The sequence below is a fragment of the Burkholderia sp. 3C genome, assembly GCF_054589155.1.
Genome location: NZ_BAAILN010000084.1, coordinates 120135 through 143780, shown reverse-complemented (window position 1 = coordinate 143780; position 23646 = coordinate 120135). Strand labels below are relative to the sequence as shown.

At 67.8% G+C, this 23646-nt stretch carries 16 protein-coding genes and 1 pseudogene; 10 read left to right on the top strand and 7 right to left on the bottom strand.

Annotation, left to right across the window (positions count from 1 at the left end; translation table 11 throughout):
* Positions 1–787: pseudogene (locus ACYP33_RS14835) on the top strand (GntP family permease); the annotation flags it as partial.
* Positions 788–838: 51 nt separating this feature from the next.
* Here the strand turns inward: ACYP33_RS14835 and ACYP33_RS14830 are convergent.
* Positions 839–1552, bottom strand: a complete 714-nt coding sequence (locus tag ACYP33_RS14830) for a FadR/GntR family transcriptional regulator (RefSeq protein WP_459622606.1) — start codon at positions 1550–1552, stop codon at positions 839–841.
* 184 nt (positions 1553–1736) lie between these two features.
* Here ACYP33_RS14830 and ACYP33_RS14825 point away from each other — a divergent pair, with 184 nt between their 5' ends.
* The 3 genes from ACYP33_RS14825 (at position 1737) to ACYP33_RS14815 (ending at position 5887) form a co-directional block, all read left to right on the top strand.
* The gene (locus tag ACYP33_RS14825; RefSeq protein ID WP_459622604.1) at positions 1737–3260 is read left to right on the top strand and encodes a UxaA family hydrolase; all 1524 of its coding nucleotides are present in this window, start codon (positions 1737–1739) and stop codon (positions 3258–3260) included.
* Positions 3261–3449: 189 nt separating this feature from the next.
* Positions 3450–4430, top strand: a complete 981-nt coding sequence (locus ACYP33_RS14820) for a 2-keto-3-deoxygluconate permease (RefSeq protein ID WP_459622602.1) — start codon at positions 3450–3452, stop codon at positions 4428–4430.
* Positions 4431–4702: 272 nt separating this feature from the next.
* The gene (locus ACYP33_RS14815) at positions 4703–5887 is read left to right on the top strand and encodes an arabinose transporter (protein WP_459622600.1); all 1185 of its coding nucleotides are present in this window, start codon (positions 4703–4705) and stop codon (positions 5885–5887) included.
* Positions 5888–6290: 403 nt separating this feature from the next.
* On the opposite strand, the gene ACYP33_RS14810 is transcribed toward ACYP33_RS14815, so the two are convergent.
* A complete protein-coding gene (locus tag ACYP33_RS14810; RefSeq protein WP_414447183.1) occupies positions 6291–6947 on the bottom strand; it encodes an O-methyltransferase in 657 nt (218 codons plus the stop codon).
* 125 nt (positions 6948–7072) lie between these two features.
* Here ACYP33_RS14810 and ACYP33_RS14805 point away from each other — a divergent pair, with 125 nt between their 5' ends.
* Entirely contained in the window at positions 7073–7705 is a 633-nt protein-coding gene (locus ACYP33_RS14805; RefSeq protein WP_459622598.1) for a TetR family transcriptional regulator, read from the top strand.
* Between the two features lie 36 nt (positions 7706–7741).
* Here ACYP33_RS14805 and ACYP33_RS14800 read toward each other — a convergent pair whose 3' ends face one another.
* The 5 genes from ACYP33_RS14800 to ACYP33_RS14780 all read right to left on the bottom strand — a co-directional run bounded on the left by ACYP33_RS14800 (position 7742) and on the right by ACYP33_RS14780 (position 12791).
* Entirely contained in the window at positions 7742–8533 is a 792-nt protein-coding gene (locus ACYP33_RS14800) for an SDR family oxidoreductase (RefSeq protein WP_459622596.1), read from the bottom strand.
* 44 nt (positions 8534–8577) lie between these two features.
* A complete protein-coding gene (locus ACYP33_RS14795) occupies positions 8578–9576 on the bottom strand; it encodes an SMP-30/gluconolactonase/LRE family protein (RefSeq protein WP_459622594.1) in 999 nt (332 codons plus the stop codon).
* A 23-nt stretch (positions 9577–9599) separates the two neighbouring features.
* Positions 9600–10340, bottom strand: a complete 741-nt coding sequence (fabG, locus tag ACYP33_RS14790) for a 3-oxoacyl-[acyl-carrier-protein] reductase (protein WP_459622592.1) — start codon at positions 10338–10340, stop codon at positions 9600–9602.
* A gap of 36 nt (positions 10341–10376) precedes the next feature.
* Complete coding sequence (locus tag ACYP33_RS14785) at positions 10377–11744, bottom strand: MFS transporter (RefSeq protein WP_459622590.1); 1368 nt, start codon at positions 11742–11744, stop codon at positions 10377–10379.
* A 108-nt stretch (positions 11745–11852) separates the two neighbouring features.
* Complete coding sequence (locus ACYP33_RS14780; protein ID WP_414439657.1) at positions 11853–12791, bottom strand: beta-keto acid cleavage family enzyme; 939 nt, start codon at positions 12789–12791, stop codon at positions 11853–11855.
* A gap of 362 nt (positions 12792–13153) precedes the next feature.
* On the opposite strand from ACYP33_RS14780, the gene ACYP33_RS14775 reads away from it, so the two are divergent.
* The 5 genes from ACYP33_RS14775 to ACYP33_RS14755 all read left to right on the top strand — a co-directional run.
* Positions 13154–14185: an AraC family transcriptional regulator gene (locus tag ACYP33_RS14775; protein WP_459622588.1), complete on the top strand. Its 1032-nt coding sequence runs from the start codon at positions 13154–13156 to the stop codon at positions 14183–14185.
* A gap of 343 nt (positions 14186–14528) precedes the next feature.
* Positions 14529–16172 (top strand): cyclic peptide export ABC transporter, encoded by a 1644-nt coding sequence (locus ACYP33_RS14770; protein ID WP_459622586.1) that lies wholly within the window; start codon positions 14529–14531, stop codon positions 16170–16172.
* A gap of 13 nt (positions 16173–16185) precedes the next feature.
* The gene (locus tag ACYP33_RS14765) at positions 16186–17844 is read left to right on the top strand and encodes a cyclic peptide export ABC transporter (protein ID WP_459622584.1); all 1659 of its coding nucleotides are present in this window, start codon (positions 16186–16188) and stop codon (positions 17842–17844) included.
* A gap of 8 nt (positions 17845–17852) precedes the next feature.
* Complete coding sequence (gene fabD / locus ACYP33_RS14760) at positions 17853–20225, top strand: ACP S-malonyltransferase (protein WP_459622582.1); 2373 nt, start codon at positions 17853–17855, stop codon at positions 20223–20225.
* A 2-nt stretch (positions 20226–20227) separates the two neighbouring features.
* Positions 20228–23646 (top strand): type I polyketide synthase (locus tag ACYP33_RS14755; protein ID WP_459622580.1); only part of this gene is annotated, 3419 nt, incomplete at its 3' end.

The following is a 23646-nucleotide window of genomic DNA, read 5'->3' as shown; positions in this document are numbered from 1 at the left end:
CCGTCGCGCCGCGCGGCGCGGCGAGGGCTACGGCACGAACCTGCGCAACGAACCGGAAACGCCGGCCGACATGCGCTTGCCGCATCCGCTCGTGGCGCTCGCGCCGCTGGTGGTGGTGGGCGTGGTGAACCTGCTGCTGACGCGCCTGATCCCGCACTGGTACGCGCCCACCTTCAACGTGAGCCTGCCCGGCATGAGCACGCCGATTCAGGTCGAGACGGCCAAGATCGTCGCGATCTGGGCCGTGCTCGGTGCGCTGTGCAGCGGCATCGTGGTGGTGCTGGCGTTCGGCTTCGCGTCGATCCGGGAGAAGTTCGCCGACGGCTCGAAGGCGGCCGTGGCGGGCGCGATGCTGGCGACCATGAACACCGCCTCCGAATACGGCTTCGGCGCGGTGATCGCGGCGTTGCCGGGCTTCCTGACGGTGGCCCACGCGCTGCAATCGATCTCGAACCCGCTGATCAACGAGGCCGTGACGATCAACCTGCTGTCGGGCATCACCGGTTCGTCGTCGGGCGGCATGAGCATCGCGCTGGCGGCGATGTCCGACCGCTTCATCGATGCGGCCAACGCGGCCGGCATTCCGCTGGAGGTGCTGCATCGGGTGGCCTCGATGGCGGCCGGCGGCATGGATACGCTCCCGCACAACGGCGCGGTGATCACGCTGCTGGCCGTCACGGGGCTCACGCATCGCGAGTCGTATCGCGACATCTTCTTCATGACGGGTATCAAGGTGGCGGCGTCGTTCCTGGCGATCGCGGTGTTCTATACCACCGGGCTGGTGTGACGGCAGGGGCGGGGGGCATCGCGCCTCGCCCGAAGCTCGCTCGCGTGGCGTTCAGCCGGCCGGTTCGACGTTGAACTGCCGGCCCACGTAATCGATGTGCACGAACATCGCGTCCTGTGCCGCGTCGGGGTTGCGGTCGCGAATCGCGCGATAGATGGTTTCGTGCTGCAACAGGCGGTCGCGCGCCTGCACGGCCGCGTTCGCGTTGTTGACGGTGGCATCGTAAGTATTGCTTGCGATGTGTTCGCGCAGCATCGTGATGACGCCCGCATAGAACTGGTCGAGCAGCCGGTTGTGCGAGGCGGCTGTCAGCGTGGCGTGGAATTCGCCGTCGGTGCGCGCTTCCTCGTCCACGTCGGCGTGATGCACGGCGCCGTGCATCCGTTCGAGAATCGCCTCGAACTGCTCCATCTGCCGCGCCGATGCGCGCTGCGCCGCGAAGCGCGCGGCCGCGCATTCGAACACCAGCCGGAATTCAAGCGTTTCCGAGCGCAGCGGCGGCGTTTCCGCGATCAGTTGCATCCACGGCGCGGCGATCCCCACCGGCTTGTTGCCGAGCAGATACACGCCGCTGCCGTGCCGTGTTTCCAGCAGCCCCTTGCTGACCAGGCGCGCGATCGCCTCGCGCACCGTCGCGCGCGACACGCCGAACGCCTCGGCCAGCGCGCGCTCGGCCGGCAGGCGTCCGCCCGCCAGCCAGCGTCCTTCCGCAATGCCTGTCTCGATCTGCCGGACGGTCTGATTCAGCGCACCCGTGCTTTTCATGCGATTTCCACCTTGGTTCTGCGTGTGTTTCTGCGTGTGTGCCGGCCTGCCGAAAAAGTGGCCTGACCAATTTGCGCGGGCCGCGCGGGCCGCCGCATGATGCGTGCACCCCGGCCCAGCGCATGCGGCGTTCGACATGACAAGCGCGGCCCGGCAGCCCGACCCCACAATCAGGAGGCATGACATGAGCGCCACGCTCGCCATCAAACTGCACGACAACGACGACGTGCTGATCGCCCGCGGCGCGCTTGCCGCGGGAACGATTCTCGCCGAATTCGACGATCTTGTCGCAAGCGCCGAGATTCCCCCCGCCCACAAGATCGCCTGCCGCGATGTCGAGCAAGGCGCGCCGGTGCGCCGCTACGGGCAGATCATCGGCTTCGCCACGCAGCCGATTCGCGCCGGCGATCACGTGCACGTGCACAACCTGTCGATCGGCGAATTCAACCGCGATTACGCGTTCGGCGAGGACATGCACCCCGTCTCGCCCGCCGCCGCACCCCTGAGCTTTCAAGGCTTTCGGCGCGCCGACGGCCGGGTGGCCACGCGCAACTACATCGGCGTGATCAGCACCGTCAATTGCTCGGCCACCGTCACCAAGCTCGTGACCCAGCACTTCAGCGCGCCGGGCGCGCTCGACGCCTACCCGAACGTGGACGGCATCGTGCCGATCACGCACAGCTTCGGCTGCTGCATCGATCACAACGGCGAAGGCATCCAGCAACTGCGCCGCACGATCGGCGGATACGTCAGGCATCCGAACTTTGCCGGCGTGGTGATCATCGGTCTGGGCTGCGAAGCCAACCAGATGGGCGCGATGTTCGTGGCCGAGGGCGTCGAGCCGGGGCCGCTGCTGGTGCCGCTGGTGATGCAGGAGGAGGGCGGCACGCAGAAGACGGTGAACGCCGCGATCGCCGCCGTCGAGCGCATGCTGCCGGTGGCGAACCAGGCGCAGCGCGAGCCGCTGCCGGTGTCGCACATCAGCGTGGCGCTGCAATGCGGCGGCTCCGACGGTTACTCCGGCATCACCGCGAACCCGGCGCTCGGCGCGGCGGTGGATCTGCTGGTGCGCCACGGCGGCACCGCGATCCTGACCGAAACGCCCGAGATCTACGGCGCCGAGCACTTGCTGACGCGCCGCGCCGTGAGCCGCGAGGTGGGCGAGAAGATCGTCGAGCGCATTCACTGGTGGGAATCGTATGCCGAGCGCGAGAAGGGCAGCATCGACAACAACCCGACGCCCGGCAACAAGGCCGGCGGCCTGACCACCATCCTCGAGAAATCGCTGGGCGCGGTGGCCAAGAGCGGCTCGTCGCCGCTGATGGGCGTGTACCGCTACGCCGAGCCGGTGGACACGCACGGCCTGGTGTTCATGGATGCGCCGGGCTATGACCCGATGGGCGCGACCGGCCAGATCGCCAGCGGCGCGAACCTCGTGGTGTTCACGACGGGGCGCGGCTCGTGCTTCGGCGCGAAGCCCGCGCCGTCGATCAAGGTCGCGACCAACTCCGCGATGTACCGGCGCATGGTGGACGACATGGACATCAACTGCGGCGAGATCATGGACGGCGCGGCGACGGTCGAGCAGAAGGGCGAGGAAATCTTCCGGATGATCGTGGAGGTGGCCTCGGGCGGCAAGAGCAAGAGCGAGGCGCTCGGCGTGGGCAACGAGGAATTCGTGCCCTGGATGATCGGCGCGCAGATGTAAGCGCGGCAGGGCGGCGGCGCGCACGCAAGCATTGTGCGTGACCGCCGCTCACGCCGCCGTCGCCCGGCACGCAGGCTACACACGATAGGCACGACAGCCGTTGTCGTTGCACGGCTGAATCGATCGGCAATACCAATCAGATTCCGGCGAGGCGCCACGCTGCGCGCCCGATCCGGACGGAGACTCCGCATGAAGATCAAACAGGCCCTCGAGCGCTTTCCCGGCGGCATGATGGTGATTCCGCTGCTCTGGGGCAGCGTGCTCAACACGTTCGCCCCGCATGTGCTGTCGATCGGCAGCTTTTCCACCCAGCTTGCGCACGGCGCCTTGCCGATCCTCGCCGTGTTCTTCGTGTGCATGGGCGCGGAGATTCAACTGCGCACCGCGCCGCGCGCCTTGCGCAACGGCGCCATCATCACGCTGGCGAAGCTCGCCAGCGGCGTGTTGATCGGCCTGGCGGTCAGCAAGCTGTGCGGGCCGCAAGGCTTGTTCGGGCTGTCGGGCATGGCCGTGATCGCCGCCGTGACCAACGCCAACATGGGTTTGTATGCGGCGCTGACGCGCCAGTTCGGCGACGACATGGATCGCGGCGCGCTGGCCGTGCTGTCGATCCTCGAAGGGCCGTTCGTGACAATGGTGGCGCTCGGTTTGTCGGGGCTCGCGAAGATCCCCGTGATCGACCTGGTGGCGACCGTGCTGCCGATCGTGATCGGCATGGTGCTCGGCAACCTCGACCCCGACATGCGCCGCTTCCTCAAGTCGGGCGGCGACCTGCTGATTCCGTTCTTCGCGTTCGGCCTCGGCGCGCAGATCAACCTGCATGCGATTCTCGGCGCGGGCCTGTCGGGCATCGTGCTCGGGCTGATCACGCTGGCCGCCGGCGCGGTGTTCAACGTGCTGGCCTCGCGGCTGGCCGGCGGCACCGGGGTGGGCGGCATGGCGGCCGCGACCACCGCCGGCAACGCCGTGGCCACGCCCACCGCCATCGCGGCGGTGGACCCGCGGCTCGGCGCGCTGGTGGCGGTGGCCACGCCGCAGATCGCGGCCTCGACCATCGTCACGTCGCTGCTGGCGCCGCTGGCGACTGCCGCCTATGCGCGCTGGCACATGCGCCGCAGCGCGGCGCGGCGGGAAGTACGGCAGGCCGAAGGGGCGGCGGTGGATGCCTGAAAACAGGGCGCGCCGGATGACGGCGCGCTTTGTCGTGTGACGGCCGCTGCCGTCGCCAATGCGAATGCCCCCGGCCGGCATGCCGTTGCGGGCGCAACCAAAAGCACCCCACAACCTGCGCCGCACCCCTACGCGGCAAGGCTCACCGGCCCTCTCGTTCACTCCCGGTAACGGCCCGTCCCAACGCGAATAGGAAACGCGACGAATCGATCGTATTCTTTATTGCGACGAATTCGTCACATTTTCCAACCTTCACGTTACCGGCTGAACGCATGTCCACCTCGACCCAACCCGATACCTCGCGACGGCGGCTGTACCTGATCGCGGCAGTCCTGTTCGTTTCCTACTTGTGCGTGGCGATGCCGCTGCCGGTGATTCCGGTGTTCGTCACGCATCGCCTCGGCCTCGACAACGTCTGGGCCGGCCTCGGCGTGGGCGTGGCGTTTCTGGCCACCATCCTGACGCGCGGCTACGCGGGCAACCTGACCGACCGGCGCGGCGCGAAAACCGCCGTGGTGCGCGGCCTGCTGTTGTATGCGGCGGGCGCGGCCGTCACGTTGATCGCGGGCCTGATCGACGCGCCGCCGGCCGCGTTCGGCGTGTTGGTCGCGGGCCGGCTGCTGCTCGGCCTTGGCGAGAGCCTGGGCGGCGTGGGCATCATCACGTGGGGCGTCGGCCTGGTCGGCCCGGCGCGCTCGGGCCAGGTGCTGGCGCTGGTCGGCGCGGCCATCTACGGGGCGTTCGCGGTGGGCGGCCCGCTCGGCCTGCTGCTGTTCGGCCGGATCGGCTTTGCCGGCACGATGGCCGTCAGCGCGCTGCTGCCGTGCCTCGGGCTGGCCGTGATCGCCGTGCTGCCGGGCATCGCGCCGCATCCGCACGGCAAGCGCCCCGGCTTCTTCAGCGTGGTCGGCCGGATCTGGCTGCACGGCCTGGTGGTGTGCCTGCAAGGCATCGGCTTCGCGGCGATCGGCGCGTTCTTCGCGCTCGACTTCCTGCACAACGGTTGGCAGTACGCAGGATTGGGCTTGAGCGCGTTCGGCGTCGGCTTCGTGCTGGTGCGCGTGCTGTTCGGGCATCTGCCCGACCGCGTCGGCGGCCTGCCGGTGGCGATCGGCTCGCTGGCGGTCGAGACGCTCGGCCAGTTCCTGATCTGGGGCGCGCACGAACCGGCGCTCGCGCTGGCCGGCGCGTTCCTGACCGGGCTGGGCTGCTCGATGGTGTTTCCGTCGATGGGGCGCGAGGTCGTGCATCTGGTTGCGCCGAACCTGCGCGGCACGGCGATGGGCGCCTACGCGGCGTTCCAGGATCTCGCCTACGGCCTGACCGGGCCGCTGGCCGGCTTGCTGGCGGACCACGGCGGTTACGGCGGGGTGTTCTTCACGGGCGGTGTGGCGGCCTTGATTGGCTTGTTGATCGCGATGTATCTGCGCCGTGTGCGCGTGAGCGTGATGCAGTAAGCGAGCGTGGCGGGGCGTGGGCGGACGATGCTTTGTGCCGCCGCGCCCGGTCATCCGCAGCGGCGTCCCGAATCCGATTCGTTGCGCGTGCATCGATCCGTCATCGTCGGCGCGGAGGTCGACAAGCCCGGCCATTGCGATGCATTGGCGGCGGGTTTCGAATAGGGAAGCGGCTGACAGATGGCGGAAGCCGGAGAAGCGAACGTGCGTGGTTGAGCCGGATGATGTCGTCAAGCCTGACCATCGAGATGCGATGGCCGATGCATTGGCGGCGACGGGCGTCGAGTGGGAGAGCGTATGGCGGAAGCCGGAGAAGCGAACGTGCGTGGCTGAACCGGTTGAAGGATGGCGGAGCATTAGCGACCCCCGGGCGGGGATCGCGCAGCGAGCGAGTGGGCGAGGCTCAACCGAGTCGAATCGACAGTTCGACATCCTCACCGACCGGCGTCGACAAATACCCGCTCGACGGCGCACGCACGCGCGCCAGGTAGTCGGGGCTGAAATCGGCGTTGTCGGCGACGATCAGCGCGCCGGGCCGCAGGCGGCTTTCCACGCGATCGAGCACGTCGTTGTAGAGCGCCTTCGCGCCGTCGAGCAGCAGCAGGTCGATGCGCTCGGGCAGGCCGGTGGCGAGCGTTTCCAGCGCGTCGCCCTCGCGCACTTCCACGAGATCGTCCAGGCCGCCCGCGCGCAGATGCTCGCGCGCCTTCAGCACCTTCGCCGGCTCGAATTCGCTGGTGATCAGGCGGCCGCCGCCGTTGTCGCGCAGCGCAGCGGCCAGGTGCAGCGTCGAAATGCCGAACGAGGTGCCGAATTCGACGATGTCCGTCGCGCGGCAACTGCGCGCCAGCATGTAGAGCAGCGTGCCGGTTTCGCGCGAGACGGGCAGCCACAGGTCCTTCAGCCGCGTGTAGAGATCGCGGTATTCGGTCTTGCTGCGCAACAGGCGATCGCGTTCGGCTTTCGGCGTTTGCGCCAGCGCCGGGCTGGTGGCCGCCGCGGCCTGCTCGAACATGCGGTCGAGCAGCGGGGCGAGCGGGGCTTGGGTCAGGGTCGTCATGAAGGCTCCGGGAACGATTGAGCGCCGGATGGCGCGTCGGTAAAATGCGATGAATTTGTCGCATTCAGAATACGACGGCTTCGTCGCATTTCCTATTCGCATTGTCTCGACGCCCCAGGCACGCCATGACAACCTCCCGTTCCCCCCGTATTTCCGCGCGCAAGGCGCCGCAGCAGGCCCGTTCGACCGAGCTGGTCGCGGCCATCCTGGAGGCGGCTATTCAGGTTTTGGCCAAGGAAGGCGCATCGCGCTTCACCACCGCGCGCGTGGCGGAGAAGGCCGGCGTGAGCGTCGGCTCGGTCTATCAATATTTCCCGAACAAGGCGGCCATCCTGTTTCGTCTGCAGTCCGACGAATGGCGGCGCACGGCCGACATGCTGCGCGCGATCCTGGAGGACGTGCGCGATGCGCCGCTGGTGCGGCTGCGCAAGCTGGTGCATGCGTTCCTCCATTCGGAATGCGAAGAGGCCGACATGCGTATCGCGCTCAACGATGCCGAGCCGCTTTATCGCGATGCGCCGGAAGCGCGCGAAGTGCGGGCTTCCGGCGAGGGCGTGGTCGAGGCGTTCATGCGCGAAACGCTGCCCGACGCGCCGCCCGACCGGCTCGCGCTGGCGGGCGAACTGGTGGTGGCGACGCTGACCACGGTCGGCAAGCAGTTTTCGGAGAAGCCGCGCACGGCGGCCGAGATTCGCACGTACGCCGATGCGATGGCCGACATGTTGAGCGCGTATTTGCGGGAGCTGGGGCACCGCTGACGCCCGCGCCCGGCGCGAGCCGGGCCGCAGCGGGGCTTACAGGTATTCGACGTTGCCGTCGACGCTGATCGCCTGCCCCGAGATGTTGCGGCCCGCGGGCGAGGCGAGGTACAGGGCCATCGCGGCGATATCGTCGACGTTGACCATCCGGCGCAGCGAGATCTTGCGCAGGTACTCGTCCTTCATCGCCTCGACGCCGACGCCGGCCGCCGCCGCGCGCGCGGCGATCACGCGGTCCATGCGCTCGCCCTCCACCACGCCGGGCAGGATCGCGTTCACACGGATATTGCTCGGCCCGAGTTCGATCGCGAGCGATTTCACGAGCCCGACGATGGCCCATTTGGTCGATGCGTACGGCGTGCGATACGCATAGCCGAGCCGCCCGGCGACCGACGACATCGCGATGATGCCCGCCTGCCCGCCGCTGGCCTTGAGCACCGGCACGGCACGGCGCAGGAAGTAGTACTGACTGTTCAGGTTGGTGGCGATGGTGCGGTCCCAGTCGTCGGGCGCCATCGTTTCGATCGTGCCGGTAGGGCCGGCGATGCCCGCGTTGTTGATCAGCAGGTCAAGGCCGCCGAGCCGGTTCGCGGCCTCGTCGATCACGCGGTCCACTTGCGCGCGATCCGACACGTCGGCCACGGCGGCGTGCAGATCGGGGTGGCGCGCCTGCGCGCGCTCGACGGCCGCCGCATCGACATCGCAAATATGCACGCGGGCCTGCACCTGCAGGAAGGCGTCGGCGATCGCCGCGCCGATGCCCGAGGCCGCGCCGGAAATGAAGACGCGCAACCCGGGCACGGGTTTCAGAAGCTCGTAGGTGTTCATGCTGGCCTTGAGGAAAGGGAGTCGCGAAGGTCGGTTCGGAATGCTCACCAATGGATCATCGGCAAACCCGCGACCGGGGCGGTGAAGCAGGGGATGGAGGTGCGCTTGAGGCTGCCCAGATAGACGGTGCGCAGCTCGGGGCCGCCGAACGTGACGCTGGTCAGCCAGGGCGCGAGCGTGCCGCCCGTCTGCTCGATCACCGGCATCGGCACGATCTCGCCGGTGGCGAAGGCTGCCTCGAAGCGCGCCGTGGCGGCCGCGTCGCCGTCGTCGAGCAGCGTGTGCGTCGCACCCGACGGATCGATGGCGACCAGCCGGTCGGAGAAGATCATCGCGCACCAGAGGTTGCCGAACGCGTCGAACGCGAAGCCGTCGATCAGGCCTGCTCCGAGCGAATCGGGGCCGTAGGTTTCGCGCGGCCCGAGCGCGCCGTCGGCATCGACGCGGAAACGGCTGACGCGTTTCGCGGTGGTTTCGGCCACGTACAGGAAGGTTTCGTCGGCATCGAAGCGGATCTCGTTGGCGAACGCGAGGCCGTCCGCCACGATGCGCGCGCCGCGCGCGTCGATCAGCACGATATAGCCGTCGGCGAGCGTCGAGCGCACCGCGTTCGGCCAGGGGGTCACGCGCGTCGAGACCGTCATCCACAGCCGGCCCCGGCTGTCGCGCAGCACGAAGTTGACCTTGCCGAGCGGCTTGCCGTCGAGCCGGTCCAGCAGCACCTGCCGCTCGCCCGCCAGCGTCAGCCGCTCGAGGCGGTCGGTGCCGATGTTGGCGATCAGCAGATGGCCGTCGGCGTCGAGCGCGAGGCCGTTGGGCAGCGAGCCGCTGGTCAAGCCGTCGGATGCGGCCGGGGCGGCGGCATCGTTCGGCAGGATCAGCGCCTGCGCGCCCGATGCATCGATCCGCATGACGCCGCCGCGTGCGTCGGCCACCAGCAGCGTGCCGTCGCGCCGGGCCAGGATGCATTCGGGGCGTTGCAGATCGTGCCCGACGCTGCGCACCGCCGCCGGATCGATGCGAAAGCCGTGGATGGGATTCATGGGTCGCCTCCTGATGGTTGTGACTACAACGTCATGCCGCCCGACACCTCGATCACCGCACCGTTGATATAGGCCGCCTCGTCGCTGGCCAGGAACGCGTAGACGTTGGCCACGTCCTCGGGCTTGCCGAGCCGGCGCAGCGGCACTTGCTCGCGCATCTTGCGCAGCACGTCGTCCGGCACGGTGGACAGGATCGGCGTGTCGATGAAGCCCGGCGCGACGGCGTTCACGCGGATGCCCTTCGGCCCCAGCTCGCGGCTCCAGGTCTTGGTGAAGCCGATCACGCCGAACTTGGCCGCGGCGTAGTTGGTCTGGCCGTAGTTGCCGTAGATGCCCACCACCGAACTCGCGTTGAGGATCACGCCCGCGCCTTGCGCGAGCATCGGTTCGAGCACGGCCTGCGCCAGATGGAACACGCCGCGCAGGTTCACGTCGATGACATCGTCGAACTGTTGCAGGCTCATCTTCTGCAGGCGTGCGTCGCGCGTGATGCCGGCGTTGTTGACGAGCACGTCCACGCGCCCGAATTGCTGCAGCACCTGCTCGACCACCGCGTCAGCCGCGCCGCGATCGGTCACGTTCAGCTCGAACCCGACGGCGCGCGCGCCGGCCTCGCGGCACGCGCCGGCCACGGCCCGCACCGATTCCGCGTTCATGTCGCATACCGCGACGATGGCCCCCTCGCGCGCGAATTTCAGCGCGGTGGCGGCGCCGATGCCCTGGCCCGCGCCCGTGACGATGGCGACCTGCTGGTTCAATCTCATGCTTGCCCTCTTTGGATAACGTCGAAGCTTGGGCTGTCAGCCCGGGTAATCGATGCCGGCCGGCGCGCCGGCGATCGTGCCTGCGCCGGCGGCCGGCCGCGTTTCGGCGCGGATCGCGCGGGCCAGCAGCGGCACCAGGCACAAGCCGATGGCCGACGCGCCCACGATCACGTTGAAGCCCGCGTCGCTGCGGCCGCTGACCGTCTCGGCGAGGCCGAACAGGTAGGGGCCGGCGAAGCCGCCGAGCAGGCCCACGGTATTGATGAACGCGAGGCCGGCCGCCGCCTGGATGCCCTGCAGGCGCTTCATCGCGACCGACCAATACGACGGCAGCACGCCGCCCGCGAAGAAGCCGGTCGCGCCGAGCAGCGCGATCTGCAGGCTGCGGTTGCCCGCCGCGATGAACAGGATGCCGCTGATCACGAGCCCGGCCGTCAGGATGCCCAGGAATGTGCAATCGGCCTCGACGCGGCGATGGAGGCGCGGCAGGATCAGCACGCCGAGCAGGAAGCCGATGCCGACGCTGCTCGACAGCAGGCCCACCACCAGCGGCGAGGTGACATGCATCTGCGCGACGATCGCGGGCGTGAAGAAGTACAGGCCGACGAACGCCACCTGGTTCAGGAAGTAGATCAGCGCGATCAGCAGCGTGGTGGGGCGCTTGATCGCCGCGAACCAGTCCGACGAGAACAGCTCGGCGTGGCCGTGCGTGTCGATCACCGCGTGCGCTTCGAGCGAGCGCGCCTCCTGCGGCGTGAGCCATCGCACGTCGGCGGGCCGGTCCGGCAGCTTGAAATAGAGCACGATGCCCGCGATCACGGTGGGCACGCCTTCGATCAGGAACATCCACTGCCAGCCGCGCAGGCCGCCGATGCCGCCGAGCTGCATCAGCGCCGCGCCGAGCGGGCTGCCGACGATCAGTGCGAGCGACGGCGCGGTGTAGATCCAGCCGACCGCCACTGCGCGATCCTTCGGCGCGAACCACAGCGTGACCATGTACATCAGCGCCGGGAACAGTCCCGCCTCGGCGATGCCGAGCAGCACGCGCAGCGCGTAGAACGACCACTCGCCGCGCACGAACAGCATGGCGGTGGACAGCAGGCCCCAGGTCACGGCGATGCGCGCGATCCAGCGGCGCGGCCCGATCCGGTGCGCGGCCAGGTTGCTCGGCACTTCCAGCAGCGCGTAGCCGATGAAGAAGATGCCGGCGCCGAGCCCGTAGGCCGCCGCGCCGATGCCGAGGTCGGCGGCCAGCGCGGCCTTGGCCAGCGCGACATTGGTGCGGTCGATGAACGACAGGAAATAGATCGCGCACATCAGGGGCAGCAGCCTTGCCATCGCCTTGCGGGTGGCCAGGCGATGCAGGAGGCCGGCTGCGGGTTCGTCAACGGTTGCGGGTTTCATCGTGTCTCCGGGTGTGGGCCTGCCGGTTTTGTTCGGTGTCCTGCATGCGGCGAGGCCGCGTGCAGGTGGCAGGTCATGGGGATGGCGTTGGGGGGCAGGGCTCAGGGCTCAGGGCGTGATGCCGGCCCGGCCCTTCAGGCCGAGCATGGCGCGCGCCTCGTCGGGCGTGGCGATCTCGAACGAGAGTTCCTCGAGAATCCGGCGGATCTTGCGCACCTGCTCGGCGTTGCTCTTCGCCTTGACGCCTTTCGACAGGTAGACGCTGTCTTCGAGCCCCACGCGCACGTTGCCGCCGAGGATCGCGCCGAGCGTGACCAGCGACATCTGGTGCCGGCCCGCGCCGAGCACCGAGAAGTGGTACTGGTCGCGACCGAACAGCCGGTCGGCCGTGGCGCGCATCACCTGGAGGTTTTCCGGGTCGGGCCCGATGCCGCCGAGGATGCCCACCACCGCCTGAATGAAGAACGGCGGCTTGACGAGGCCGAGATCGACGAAATGGGCGAGGCTGTACAGGTGCCCGACGTCGTAGCATTCGAACTCGAAGCGCGTGCCGTAATCGCCGAACTCCGTGAGGATGTTGCGGATGTCGCGGAACGTGTTCCGGAAGATCATGTCTTCCATGCCTTCGAGGTAATCCTTCTCCCAGTCGAAGCGCCAGTCGCTCATGCGGGCCGCGATCGGGTGCAGCGAGAAATTCATCGAACCCATGTTCAGCGAGCACATCTCGGGCTTCGCGAGCCGTGCATAGGCGAGCCGTTCGTCGAGCGTCATGCGCGTGCTGCCGCCCGTCGAGATGTTGATCACCGCGTCGGTGCGCTCGGCGATGGCCGGCACGAACTGCCGGAACACCTCGGGCGACGGCGTCGGGCGGCCGTTCTCCGGGTCGCGCGCGTGCAGGTGCAGGATCGCCGCGCCGGCCTCGGCGGCCTCGATGGCCTGGTCGCGGATCTGTGCCGGCGTGATCGGCAGGTGTTCGGACATCGACGGTACATGCGCGGAGCCGGTCACGGCGCAGGTGATGATGACCTTGGCTTGGGGCTTGCTCATTATTTGGGAATCCTTGCAGATGAAGCGGAGCGGAGCGGGGCAGGGCGGCGACGCGATGGCGCGGCGTGGCGGCCCGGATGATCTCGGTGCGGCCGGCGTGTGTACCGGCGCCGAGCGGGTGCCAAGCGGGCGCTAAACAGGCGCTCGGGCGTCGGCCGGCGCGGCGCCGCGCACGAGGCGGCGGCGGCGCCACGGCGGCGGGGGAGCGGGGCGGGTCATGCGTGTCTCCGATACGTTGGCGAAGCACCGGGCCGGTGGCGGGGGCTTCTGTTGTTCTGTGAATCATAGTGAGCTACGATGCGCCGCGTAAGGTCAATTTCGGACAGAGTGATGTCTTTCGCGGACATCCGAAAGGAGGGGCGATGTCGTCGCGATTGCCGTTGCTGAACGAGCGCATCTACGCGCCTTACAAGATCGCCGCGCTGGTGGAGGTGCTGGCCGAGCAGGGCATTGCGGCCGAGGCCGCCCTGAAGGGCAGCGGCATCGCGCCGGGCCAGATCTACGACGCCGCCGTGCAGACCTCGGTGCGCCAGTACGCGGCCGTGTGCCGGAACGCGGTGGCGCTGTCGGCCGATCCGGCCACGCCGTTTCGCACCGGCTCGCGGCTGCATCTGGCCGCTTACGGCATGTACGGCTATGCGCTGATGTCGTGCCTGTCGCTGCGCGATTATTTCCGGCTCGGCGTCAAATATCACCGGCTCGCCACGCCGACCGTGACGATCGAATGGGCCGAGCATCCGGACCGCGCCGTCTGGACCTTCCCCGACGCGTTTGCCACCGATCTGCCGCACGACGTGCAGCAATTCCTGCTCGAACAGCAGTACACGCAGCACGTCACGCATCTGCAGGATGTGGCCGGGCGAAGCTGCCCGCCCATGCTGGCGCGCTTCGCCTATCCGGCGCCGCCGCACGCCGCGCTCTATCGCGAGTACCTCGGCTGCCCGTGCGAATTCGATGCCACGCAGTGCGAACTGATTTACGACAGCGCCATCCTCGAGTTTCGCCCGCAACTGGCGCACCGGCATTCGGCCGCGCTGCTGCAGGAAACCTGCGACCGCCTGATCGGCCAGACCAAGACCTCGTCGGGCGCGGCCGGCGAGGTCTACCAGTTGCTGATGCGCAAGCCCGGCGAGTTCCCGAGCATGGAGGCGGTGGCGGGCGCGCTGAAGATGACGAGCCGCACGCTGCGGCGGCGGCTCGATGGCGAGGGCACGTCGTATCTGGCGATCGTCGACGATGTGCGCTGTTCGCTCGCCATCGAATATCTGAAGACGACGAAGATGAGCACCGAGGACGTGGCGATGCTGATTGGCTTCAGCGATACGGCGAATTTCCGGCGGGCGCTGAAGCGCTGGACGGGGAAGGGGCCGGGGGAGATCCGGAGCGGGGAGTGAGGCGGCGACGCCTTGGAAGAGCGTGAGGCATCGCGCTCAAAAACGATTGTGCAGTGCTTGTCCGGGCAGAAGCGCACAGCTTCCAAGTGGATGCCAACTTGCCTATCCATTTTCGAGAACGCGATATTTTTCGTGGCGCTCGTCAAAAAAGCGTAATAAAAAATCGCCTTTTATCGTTTTCTTGACACTTTTAAGATTGACGTGGTATTAAATGCACCGCTCAATCCCGATGGCGTTCGAATTTCGGTTCAAATTACTGAAACAATATCGTTCGGCGACTCGAAGTTTCCCGCAGGCAGGGACACGTGGGTAGTAAGCTGGATGTAATAAATAGACCAGGCCAATGTATATCATTGAATTACTCAGGACCGATGTGCCGGGGCGGATCAAGAGCTCGATATACATTACGTTATTGGCGGGCCTGGCCAACATCATTTTGATCGCATTGATCAATGCCGCGGCGAATCAAGCCGCGCGCGCCCAATCGGTTGATACCAAGTTACCTCTGCTTTATCTGATTGCGTTCGCGATTTTCTACATTGCGAATCGTGCCTCGTTGCGCGAAGCCAACCGCTTTTTGCAACAGCGCCTCGATGCGCTTCGCCTGCGCATCGCCAACAAGATCCGCCACGCCGAACTCCGCGCGCTGGAAGGGATCGGGCGCGGCGAGATCTTCGCGACGCTGGCGCAGGAAGCGGGTCAGGTTTCGCAGAATTTCCCGTTGCTGGTGAGCGCCGCGCAAAGCGTCTGCCTGTTTGCGTTCTGCATGCTTTATATCGCATTGTTGTCGCCGATATCGTTTGCGGTGATCGCATCTGCGACGATCTTCGGAATTTCATATTTCTGGCAACGGCGTAAAACGCTCGATGCGGCGATGGCCGCGGTGCACGGCCAGGAAGCGCAAATGCTCGATTCCCTGAGCCATTTCACCGACGGTTTTCAGGAAATTCGCCTGAACGCCGATAAAAACGATTCGCTGTTTCGCCGCTATACGCAAATTGTCGAAAAGCTCGAAACCTTGGTGAGCGGCGTGGGCGGCAAATGGGTGGTGCTGCTGTTGTTCAGCAATGCATTTTTATATGCGTTGCTCGGAGTGGTGATTTTCGTCCTGCCGATATTTTTCTCCGGTTATACCGGCGTCATCTACAAGATCGCGGTTGCCGCGATCTTTTGCGTTGGGCCGGTCACGGCGGTGACGGCGGCGGCACCCATTTTCGCGCGCGCCAATATCGAACTCGAACATGTGTTCCGGCTCGAACAGCGGCTCGACGCGCGCGCCGACCTCAACGTCGACCCGGCGCCCGATGTGCCGTCGCCGTTCGAGGGCTTTCGCGAGATCGCGTTCGAGGGGATCGAGTTCGCCTACCAGGATGCCGGCGGCACCGTGCTGTTCGGCAGCGGCCCGTGGGACCTGTCGTTGCTGCGCGGCGAACTCGTGTTCCTGCGCGGCGGCAACGGCAGCGGCAAATCCACCGCGATGAAGCTGATGTGCGGCCTGTACCAGCCCGACGCGGGCACCATCCGCGTGGATGGCAAGCCGGTCACGGCGCAGACGCTGCAAAGCTATCGCGAGCTGTTCTCGTGCATCTTTCCCGACTTCCATCTGTTCGACCGGCTCTACGGCCTCGATCACATCGAGCCGGAGCGCGTGCGCGCGCAGATCGAGCGCATGGGGCTGGCGAGCAAGGTGGAGTACGTGGCCGGCGGTTTCTCGACCCACAACCTCTCGACCGGGCAGCGCAAGCGGCTGGCGATGATCGTCAGCCAGCTTGAGGACAAGGACATCTACCTGTTCGACGAGTGGGCGGCCGACCAGGACGAACGCTTTCGCGACATCTTCTACACGGAGCTGCTGCCCGAGCTGCAACGCCGCGGCAAGACGGTGATCGCCGTCACGCACGACGACAAGTACTGGCACATGAGCGATCGCCTGATCACGCTCGATCTCGGTCTGATGACCGAGAGCGCCACCGACACGCACGCCTGAGCGGCCCGCGCCCATGAAAATCCTCGATTTCGTCCGACACGCGAACCGTGGCGAGTTGCGCCTGATGGCCGTCCTGACCTCGATCGCCGGCCTCGCCAACGCGCTGCTGGTGGTCGCGGTCAACAGCGTGGCGCGCTACGTGGCGCAGGGCAAGCAGCCCGGCGTGGTGGCCTGCCTGACCTTCGTCGGGATCTTCTGCATCTACTACACGTGTGACCGGATCGCGCTGCTGCGCGCCAACGCCGTCATCGAGCGCCTGCTCAAGCAACTGCGGCTGAGCGTGGTCGACAAGCTGCGGCGCAGCGAACTGCGGGTGGTCGATCAGCTCGGCCGCGGGCAGTTGATCGCCGCGGTGTCGCAGGAAACCAATCACCTGTCGATCACGTTTCCGATTCTCGTCGACAGCGTGCAGCAGGCCGTCCTGCTGCTGGCGTCGCTGGTCTATCTCGCCTATCTCTCGCCCGCCGCGCTGGTCGTGTTCGTCGCCTCGGTGGCGCTCGGCGTGTTCGGCTATATGAGCATCAGCCGGCAGTTTCGCGAATCGCTGGGGCAGGTGGCGGTGACGCACGCCGCGATGCTCGACGTGCTCAACGGGATCATCGACGGCTTCAAGGAAGTGCGCCTGAACGGCCGCAAGAGCGATGCCGTCTACGAAACCTACCGCGACATGTCGGAGCAGACCGAGGCGATGCTGGTGGAGTCGGGCGAGCACCTGGCGTCGATGATCCTGCTCAGCAGCTTCGTCACCTACCTGATGCTCGGGGTGGTGGGCTTTGCCTTCCCGCGTTACCTGGAAGGGCAGCGGATGATCGTGTTCCAACTGGTGCCCACGCTGCTGTTCTGCATGGGCGCGCTCTCGAAGATCGTCGCGCAGTCGCCGATGTTCGTGCGGGCCGAAGTGGGCCTGCAGGGCGTGCTGCGCATCGAGCAGCAGCTCGACGAGGCCGAGCATGTCACGACCGATCAGGCCCGTGCGGCCGCGGCGGCGTTCGCGGGCTTCGAGCGCATCGATTACCAGCGCATCGCCTTCAGCCACCGCGATGCGGAGGGCGGCAAGGTGTTCACCTCGGGGCCGTGGGACCTGCACCTGGCGCGCGGCGAGATCGTGTTCCTGGTGGGCGGCAACGGCAGCGGCAAATCCACCGCGGCGCGCCTGCTCACGGGCCTCTATCGCGCGGATGCGGGCGCGATCCTGGTGGACGGCGTGCCGCTCGACAACGCTTCGCGGGTGGGCCTGTCCGAGCAGTTCTCGGCCATCTGGGGCGATTTCCATCTGTTCGATCGTCTGTACGGCAGCGAGCAGGTGGACGCCGCCGAGGTGAACCGGCTGATCGCGCAGATGGGGCTGGCCGGCAAGGTCGGCTATCGCGACGGCAGCTTCACCAACCTGAATCTGTCGACCGGGCAGCGCAAACGCCTGGCCTTGATCGCGGCGATGCTGGAAGACCGGCCGATCTACGCGTTCGACGAGTGGTCGGCCGAGCAGGACGTGCATTTCCGCGAGCAGTTCTACATGGAAATCCTGCCGGGGCTGCGGGCGCGGGGCAAGACGGTGGTGGCGGTGACGCATGACGAGCGCTACTGGCCGGTGGCCGACCGCGTCGTCAAGTTCGACCTGGGAACGGTGCAATGGGAGCGCACGCGCGCGCAGCTAGAGGGCGGATTGCAATGAAGGCATTCATGTTTGCCGGACAGGGCGCACAGCGCGTCGGCATGGGGCGTGAGCTGTTCCGGGCGTTTCCGCGCGAAGTCGCGCTGGCCGACGCCGTGCTCGGTTACTCGATCGAGGCATTGTGCGGCGACGGGCCGGCCGAGCGGCTCGCGCAAACGCAATTCACCCAGCCCGCGTTGTATGTGGTGAGCGCGCTGGCCTACTTGCAGCGCAGCGCCGCCGAGGGCCGCCCCGATTATTTGCTGGGCCATAGCGTGGCCGAATATGTCGCGTTGTTCGCGGCCGGCGTGCTCGATTTCGAAACCGGCCTGCGGCTCGTCAAGCGGCGCGGCGAACTGATGGCGCAAGCGTCGGGCGGCGGCATGGCCGCCGTGCTGGGGCTGGACGCGGAGCAGGTCGATGCGCTGCTGGCGCAGCACGGCCTGCGAACCGTGCATGCGGCCAATTTCAATACGCCGCGCCAGATCGTCATCTCGGGCGAGCGCGACGCGATCGAACGTGCCGAACCGCTGTTCATGGCCGGCGGCGCGAGCTATTACAAGGTGCTGCAGGTGAGCGGCGCGTTCCATACGCCGTTCATGGCCGAGGCGCAGCGGGCCTTTGGCGAATTCGCCGCGGGCGTGGTGTTCGGCGCGCCGGCCGTGCCGGTCATCTCGAACGTCAGTGCGCGCCCGCACGCGAACGATCCGCAGCGGATTCGCGAGGCCATGGTGCGGCAGATCACGGCGCCCGTGCGCTGGTCGGACAGCGTGCGTTACCTGCTGGCCAAGGGCCTCGAAGTCGGCGATTTCGAGGAGGTCGGCTCGCACGAGGTGGCGGTGGTCAAGCCGATGGTGATGCGGATCCGGAACGAAGCCGGGCCGCTCGATGCGGCGAGTTTGGCGCGCGAGGAGGAAGCGGCGGCGCAGGCCGCGCGGCAGGCCGAGGCAGCGCAGGAGGCGGCGCGGGCCGTCGAGATGCCGGTCGGCGTTGCCGCGTCGGCGTCCGAGCCCGCGTTTGCACCCGCACCCGCCCCGGTTTCCAACGTTGCCGGTTTCACCGCCGCCTCGCTCGGTTCGCGCGATTTCTGCGCGGATTTCGGTGTGCGTCATGCCTACCTGAGCGGCGGCATGTATCAGGGCATTGCCTCCGTCGACATGGTGGTGGCGATGGGCCAGGCCGGGCTGCTCGGCTTCTTCGGCGTGGGCGGCATGCCGATGCCGAAGGTGGAGGCGGCGATCGTCGAGATCCAGTCGCGGCTCGGGGCCGGCGCGCCCTACGGCATCAACTTCATCGCCCACAGCAATTTCCCGCACCTCGAGGAACAGCTCACCGATCTGCTGCTGCGTCACGGCGTGCGTGTCATCGAGGCCTCGGCGTTCATGGAGGTCACCCCGGCGCTGGTGCGCTATCGCGCCAAGGGGCTGCGCGCCGATGGCGGGCGCATCCACGCGGCGAACCGGATCATCGCCAAGGTGTCGCGGCCCGACGTCGCGGAGCAGTTCGCGTCGCCCGCGCCCGAGCGCATGCTCGCCAAGCTGCTCGACAGCGGCGCGATTACCGCCGAGGAAGCGCAGTGGCTGCGGCAGGTGCCGATGGTCGATGCCCTGTGCGTCGAATCCGATTCGGGCGGCCACACCGATCAGGGCATGCCGTTCACGCTGCTGCCGGCCGTGCTCGGCGTGCGCGACGCCTGCCAGGCAAGGCTGCCGCGCTTCGGTCCGATCTACGTCGGCGCGGCGGGCGGCATCGGCACGCCCGCGGCGGCGGCGGCGGTGTTCGTGATGGGCGCCGATTTCATCCTGACCGGCTCGATCAATCAGTGCACGGTGGAAGCGGGCACCAGCGAACTGGTCAAGGACATGTTGCAGGAGATGCGCACCTACGACACCGAATATGCCCCCTCCGGCGAGATGTTCGAGCTCGGGTCGAAGGTGCAGGTGCTCAAGAAGGGCATCTTCTTCCCGGCGCGCGCCAGCAAGCTGGTGGCGCTGCACCGGCAGTACGGCGCGCTCGACGAGATCGACGACAAGACCCGCCAGCAGATCCAGGAGCGCTATTTCAAGCGCAGCTTCGAGACCGTGTTTGACGAGGTGCGCGCGGCCTATCCGCCCGCCGAGATCGAGCGCGCCGAACGCAATCCGAAGTACCGCATGGCGCTGATCTTCAAGCGCTATTTCAAGGATGCGACGCGCTGGGCGCTGGCCGGCGACGCGGCGCACAAGGTCGATTTCCAGATTCACTGCGGCCCGGCGCTCGGCGCCTTCAATCAATGGGTGGGCGGCACCGCGCTCGACGCCTGGCGCGAGCGCCGCGTGGACGTGCTGGCGGAGCGGCTGATGGACGAGACGGCGACGTTGTTGAACCGGCGCTTTGCCGCCATGCGCAGTTCGGGAGCATGAAGATGACGACACCGGGATCCGCCGCGACGCCGATCGCGATCATCGGCGTGGGCGTGCGCCTGCCGCAAGCCGATTCGCTCGATGCTTTCTGGGGCCACCTGGCCGCCCGGCGTTCGCTGATCGGCGAAGTGCCGCCGCAGCGCTGGGACGCCGAGGCCTGGCGCGGCAATCCCGCCAAGGGCAACAAGACGGCGAGCATCTGGGGCGGTTTCGTCGACCACGCCGATTGCTTCGACGCGCCGTTCTTCAGCATCTCGGCACGCGAGGCGGCCTGGATGGACCCGCAGCAGCGCTTCGCGCTCGAACTGGCCTGGCACGCGATCGAGGACGCCGGCTACCGGGCGGGCCATCTCGCCGGTTCGCGCACCGGCGTCTACATGGGCGTGTGCCACTGGGATTACGCCGAACTGATCGAGAAGAACCTCAACCATGTGGATGCCTATACGCCCACCGGCATCGCGTTCTCGATCATCGCGAACCGGATCTCGCACTACTTCGACCTGCGCGGCCCGAGCATCGTCAACGACACGGCGTGCGCCGCCTCGCTCACGTCCGTGTACGAGGCCGTGCGTGCGCTGCAGGCCGGCGAATGCGAGCAGGCGCTGGCCGGCGGCGTCAATCTGATCTGGTCTCCGAATCATTTCGTGGCGTTCTCGAAGAACGGCATGCTGTCGCGCGACGGCAGCAGCAAGGCCTTCGACCAGCGCGCCGACGGCTATGTGCGCGGCGAGGGCGGGGCGATGCTGCTGCTCAAGCCGCTCGATCGCGCGCTCGCCGATGGCGATCCGATTCATGCCGTGATCCGCGGCATCGGCGTGAATCACGGCGGGCGCACCAATGCGCTGACCGTGACCAATCCGCAGGCGCAGGCGGAGCTGATCGCGCAGGTGTGTCGCGACGCAGGCGTGGGGCCGGACGAGATCGACTATATCGAGGCGCATGGCCCGGGCACGCCGCTGGGCGATCCGATCGAGATCGCCGGGCTCAAGCAGGCGTTCGGCGCGCTGCACGCCGAGCGCGGCACGGCGCCGACGCCGGACAGTTGCGGCATCGGCTCGGTGAAGACCAACATCGGCCATCTGGAGGGCGCGGCCGGCGTGGCCGGGATCGTCAAGGTGCTGGCCGCGTTGCGGCACGACGCGTTGCCCGGCAACGTCGGTTTCGAATCGCTGAACGACCTGATCGATTTCACCGGCAGCCCGTTCCGGATTCAGCAGGACACCGCGCCGTGGCCGCGCCAGGCGAGCCGGGCGCGACGCGCGGGCGTCAGTTCGTTCGGCTTCGGCGGCAGCAATGCGCACGTCCTGATCGAGGACGCGAGCGACGGGTCGCCTGCCTCGCCCGGGTCGGCTGACGATGCATGGCTGGTCGTGCCGTTATCGGCGAAGGACGCGGCGCGGCTGGCCGCCAGCGCCGCGAACCTGCTGGATTTCATCGAGACGCAGGGGGCGCACGTGCCGTTGCGCGATCTCGCGCATACCTTGCAGATCGGCCGCGAGCCGATGGCGGTGCGCGCCGCCTGGGCGGTGCGTGACTATCCCGCGCTGTGCGAGGCCCTGCGAGCGCTCAAGGACGGTGCATCGGAGCCGGCGGGCGAGGTCGCCACGGACGATCCGGCCGCGCGCGCCGCGCACGAACTGGCGCAGGCCTGGGCGAGCGGCGAGGACGTCGATTGGGCCGCGTGGCAGGCGACCTCGCAGGCCTCGGGCCAAGCCGTTGCACGCCGGATTCACGCGCCGCTTTATCCGTTCGCACGCGAACGCTACTGGATGGACGAATCGCTCGGCGTGAAAGACCCCGACGCCATGCTGCACCCGCTGTTGCACCGCAATCTGTCGAGCTTCGATCTGCAACGCCATGCATCGCGCTTCAAGGGCGGCGAATTCTTCTGGCACGAGCATCGCGTGGGCGACGTGCAGATTCTGCCGGGCATGGTCGGCCTGGAAATGGCGCGCGCGGCGAGCGAACAGGCGCACCAGGCGGAAGGCGGCGGCGAGCGCGCGTTTCACTGGCGCTTCGAGAATCTGCTCTGGGCGCGGCCGATCCGTGCCGGCGTCGGGCCGACGAGCGTGGAAATCCGCTTGCGTCGCGCGAGCGCCGAGGCGGTGCAGCGGCGCGCGGCGAGCTTCGAGATCGATACCGACGACGGCGGCCCGCAAGCGGTGCCGCATGTTCAGGGCCGCATCGAACGCATGCCGGCGCAATGGCCGGATGCCGTGCCCGACGCGCTCGACCTGGCGGGCTTGCGCGCGCAGGCGCCCGATCTGCTGGACGGCGCCGACATCTACCGCGTGCTGACCGCGCGCGGCATGCATCACGGCGCGAATTTCCAGGCGCTGGGCAAGCTGCATCGCGGGCCGGGCTACGTGCTGGCCAGCCTGAAGCTGCCGCGCTTGCTGCATCACACGCTGGAGGCCTTGCCGCTGCATCCGATCATGCTCGACGCGGCGATCCAGGCCTGGGCCGGGCTTGCCGAGGTGGATCTCGCGGCCGGCGGCGCGGCCGTGCCGTTCGCGTGCCGCGCGATCGAGGTGTTCGCACCGTGCACGAGCGCGATGTGGGCGCACGTGCGCCGCACCGGCGCGGCGCGCGCGGCAGCCAATCCCGCGCTGCTGCGGCTCGATATCGAGCTGGCGGACAAGGATGGGCGGATCTGCGTGCGTTTCGTGGATCTGGCCTTGCGCGTGGCCGCATCCGGCCACGACGCGGCCGGGGCCGATATCGTTGATACGACCGATACGACCGATACGACCGATACGACCGATACGACCGATACGACCGACGCGCCGGCCGCGCCGGCCGCCGACGATGGTCACGCGTTGATCTATTCGGGCGGCGACTGGACCCCGCACGCGTTGCCCGTCGACTTCGCGCCGCCCGGTTCCGCAAGCGATTCGATGCTGGTGCTGGCAGGCGCAAGCGCCGCCTGGCTCGACGCCACGCGCACCGTGCTGGCCGCTGCCGGAAATGACGTGCAGGCGTTACCGGTGCCTTCGCAGGCCGACCCGGCGGCATGGCTCGAAGCCTGGTTCGGCCATCTGCACCAGACCATCGCCGACTGGATCGGCGGCAAGCCGCGACGTGCGTTGCGCATGCTGGTGATCTGCGACCCGAGCGTGCCGGCGTATCTGACGGAACCGCTGGCCGCGTTGCTCAAGACCGCCGCGATCGAACAGCCGAAATTCGGCGGTGCGCTGCTCATGCCGGCGCGCGATCTGACGGGCGACCGGCTCGCCGCGATCGTGCGGGCCGAGCAGGCCGCCGCCGAACCGTTCGGCATGGTGCGTTACCGCGCCGCGCCGGCCGGCGAGGCCGTGCAGGCTCCGTTGCGTGAAGTCTGGCGCCCGGCCGTGACGGGGTTGCCCGCGCCGGCCACCGCCGACGCGCCGGCCTTGTCTCGTAACGCCGCTTATTGGATCAC

Coding starts and splice junctions, on each gene's coding strand:
- ACYP33_RS14830 (WP_459622606.1), bottom strand. CDS start 1,552: ATGAAAAGCACGGGTGCGCTGAATCAGACCGTCCGGCAGATCGAGACA.
- ACYP33_RS14825 (WP_459622604.1), top strand. CDS start 1,737: ATGAGCGCCACGCTCGCCATCAAACTGCACGACAACGACGACGTGCTG.
- ACYP33_RS14820 (WP_459622602.1), top strand. CDS start 3,450: ATGAAGATCAAACAGGCCCTCGAGCGCTTTCCCGGCGGCATGATGGTG.
- ACYP33_RS14815 (WP_459622600.1), top strand. CDS start 4,703: ATGTCCACCTCGACCCAACCCGATACCTCGCGACGGCGGCTGTACCTG.
- ACYP33_RS14810 (WP_414447183.1), bottom strand. CDS start 6,947: ATGACGACCCTGACCCAAGCCCCGCTCGCCCCGCTGCTCGACCGCATG.
- ACYP33_RS14805 (WP_459622598.1), top strand. CDS start 7,073: ATGACAACCTCCCGTTCCCCCCGTATTTCCGCGCGCAAGGCGCCGCAG.
- ACYP33_RS14800 (WP_459622596.1), bottom strand. CDS start 8,533: ATGAACACCTACGAGCTTCTGAAACCCGTGCCCGGGTTGCGCGTCTTC.
- ACYP33_RS14795 (WP_459622594.1), bottom strand. CDS start 9,576: ATGAATCCCATCCACGGCTTTCGCATCGATCCGGCGGCGGTGCGCAGC.
- fabG (WP_459622592.1), bottom strand. CDS start 10,340: ATGAGATTGAACCAGCAGGTCGCCATCGTCACGGGCGCGGGCCAGGGC.
- ACYP33_RS14785 (WP_459622590.1), bottom strand. CDS start 11,744: ATGAAACCCGCAACCGTTGACGAACCCGCAGCCGGCCTCCTGCATCGC.
- ACYP33_RS14780 (WP_414439657.1), bottom strand. CDS start 12,791: ATGAGCAAGCCCCAAGCCAAGGTCATCATCACCTGCGCCGTGACCGGC.
- ACYP33_RS14775 (WP_459622588.1), top strand. CDS start 13,154: ATGTCGTCGCGATTGCCGTTGCTGAACGAGCGCATCTACGCGCCTTAC.
- ACYP33_RS14770 (WP_459622586.1), top strand. CDS start 14,529: ATGTATATCATTGAATTACTCAGGACCGATGTGCCGGGGCGGATCAAG.
- ACYP33_RS14765 (WP_459622584.1), top strand. CDS start 16,186: ATGAAAATCCTCGATTTCGTCCGACACGCGAACCGTGGCGAGTTGCGC.
- fabD (WP_459622582.1), top strand. CDS start 17,853: ATGTTTGCCGGACAGGGCGCACAGCGCGTCGGCATGGGGCGTGAGCTG.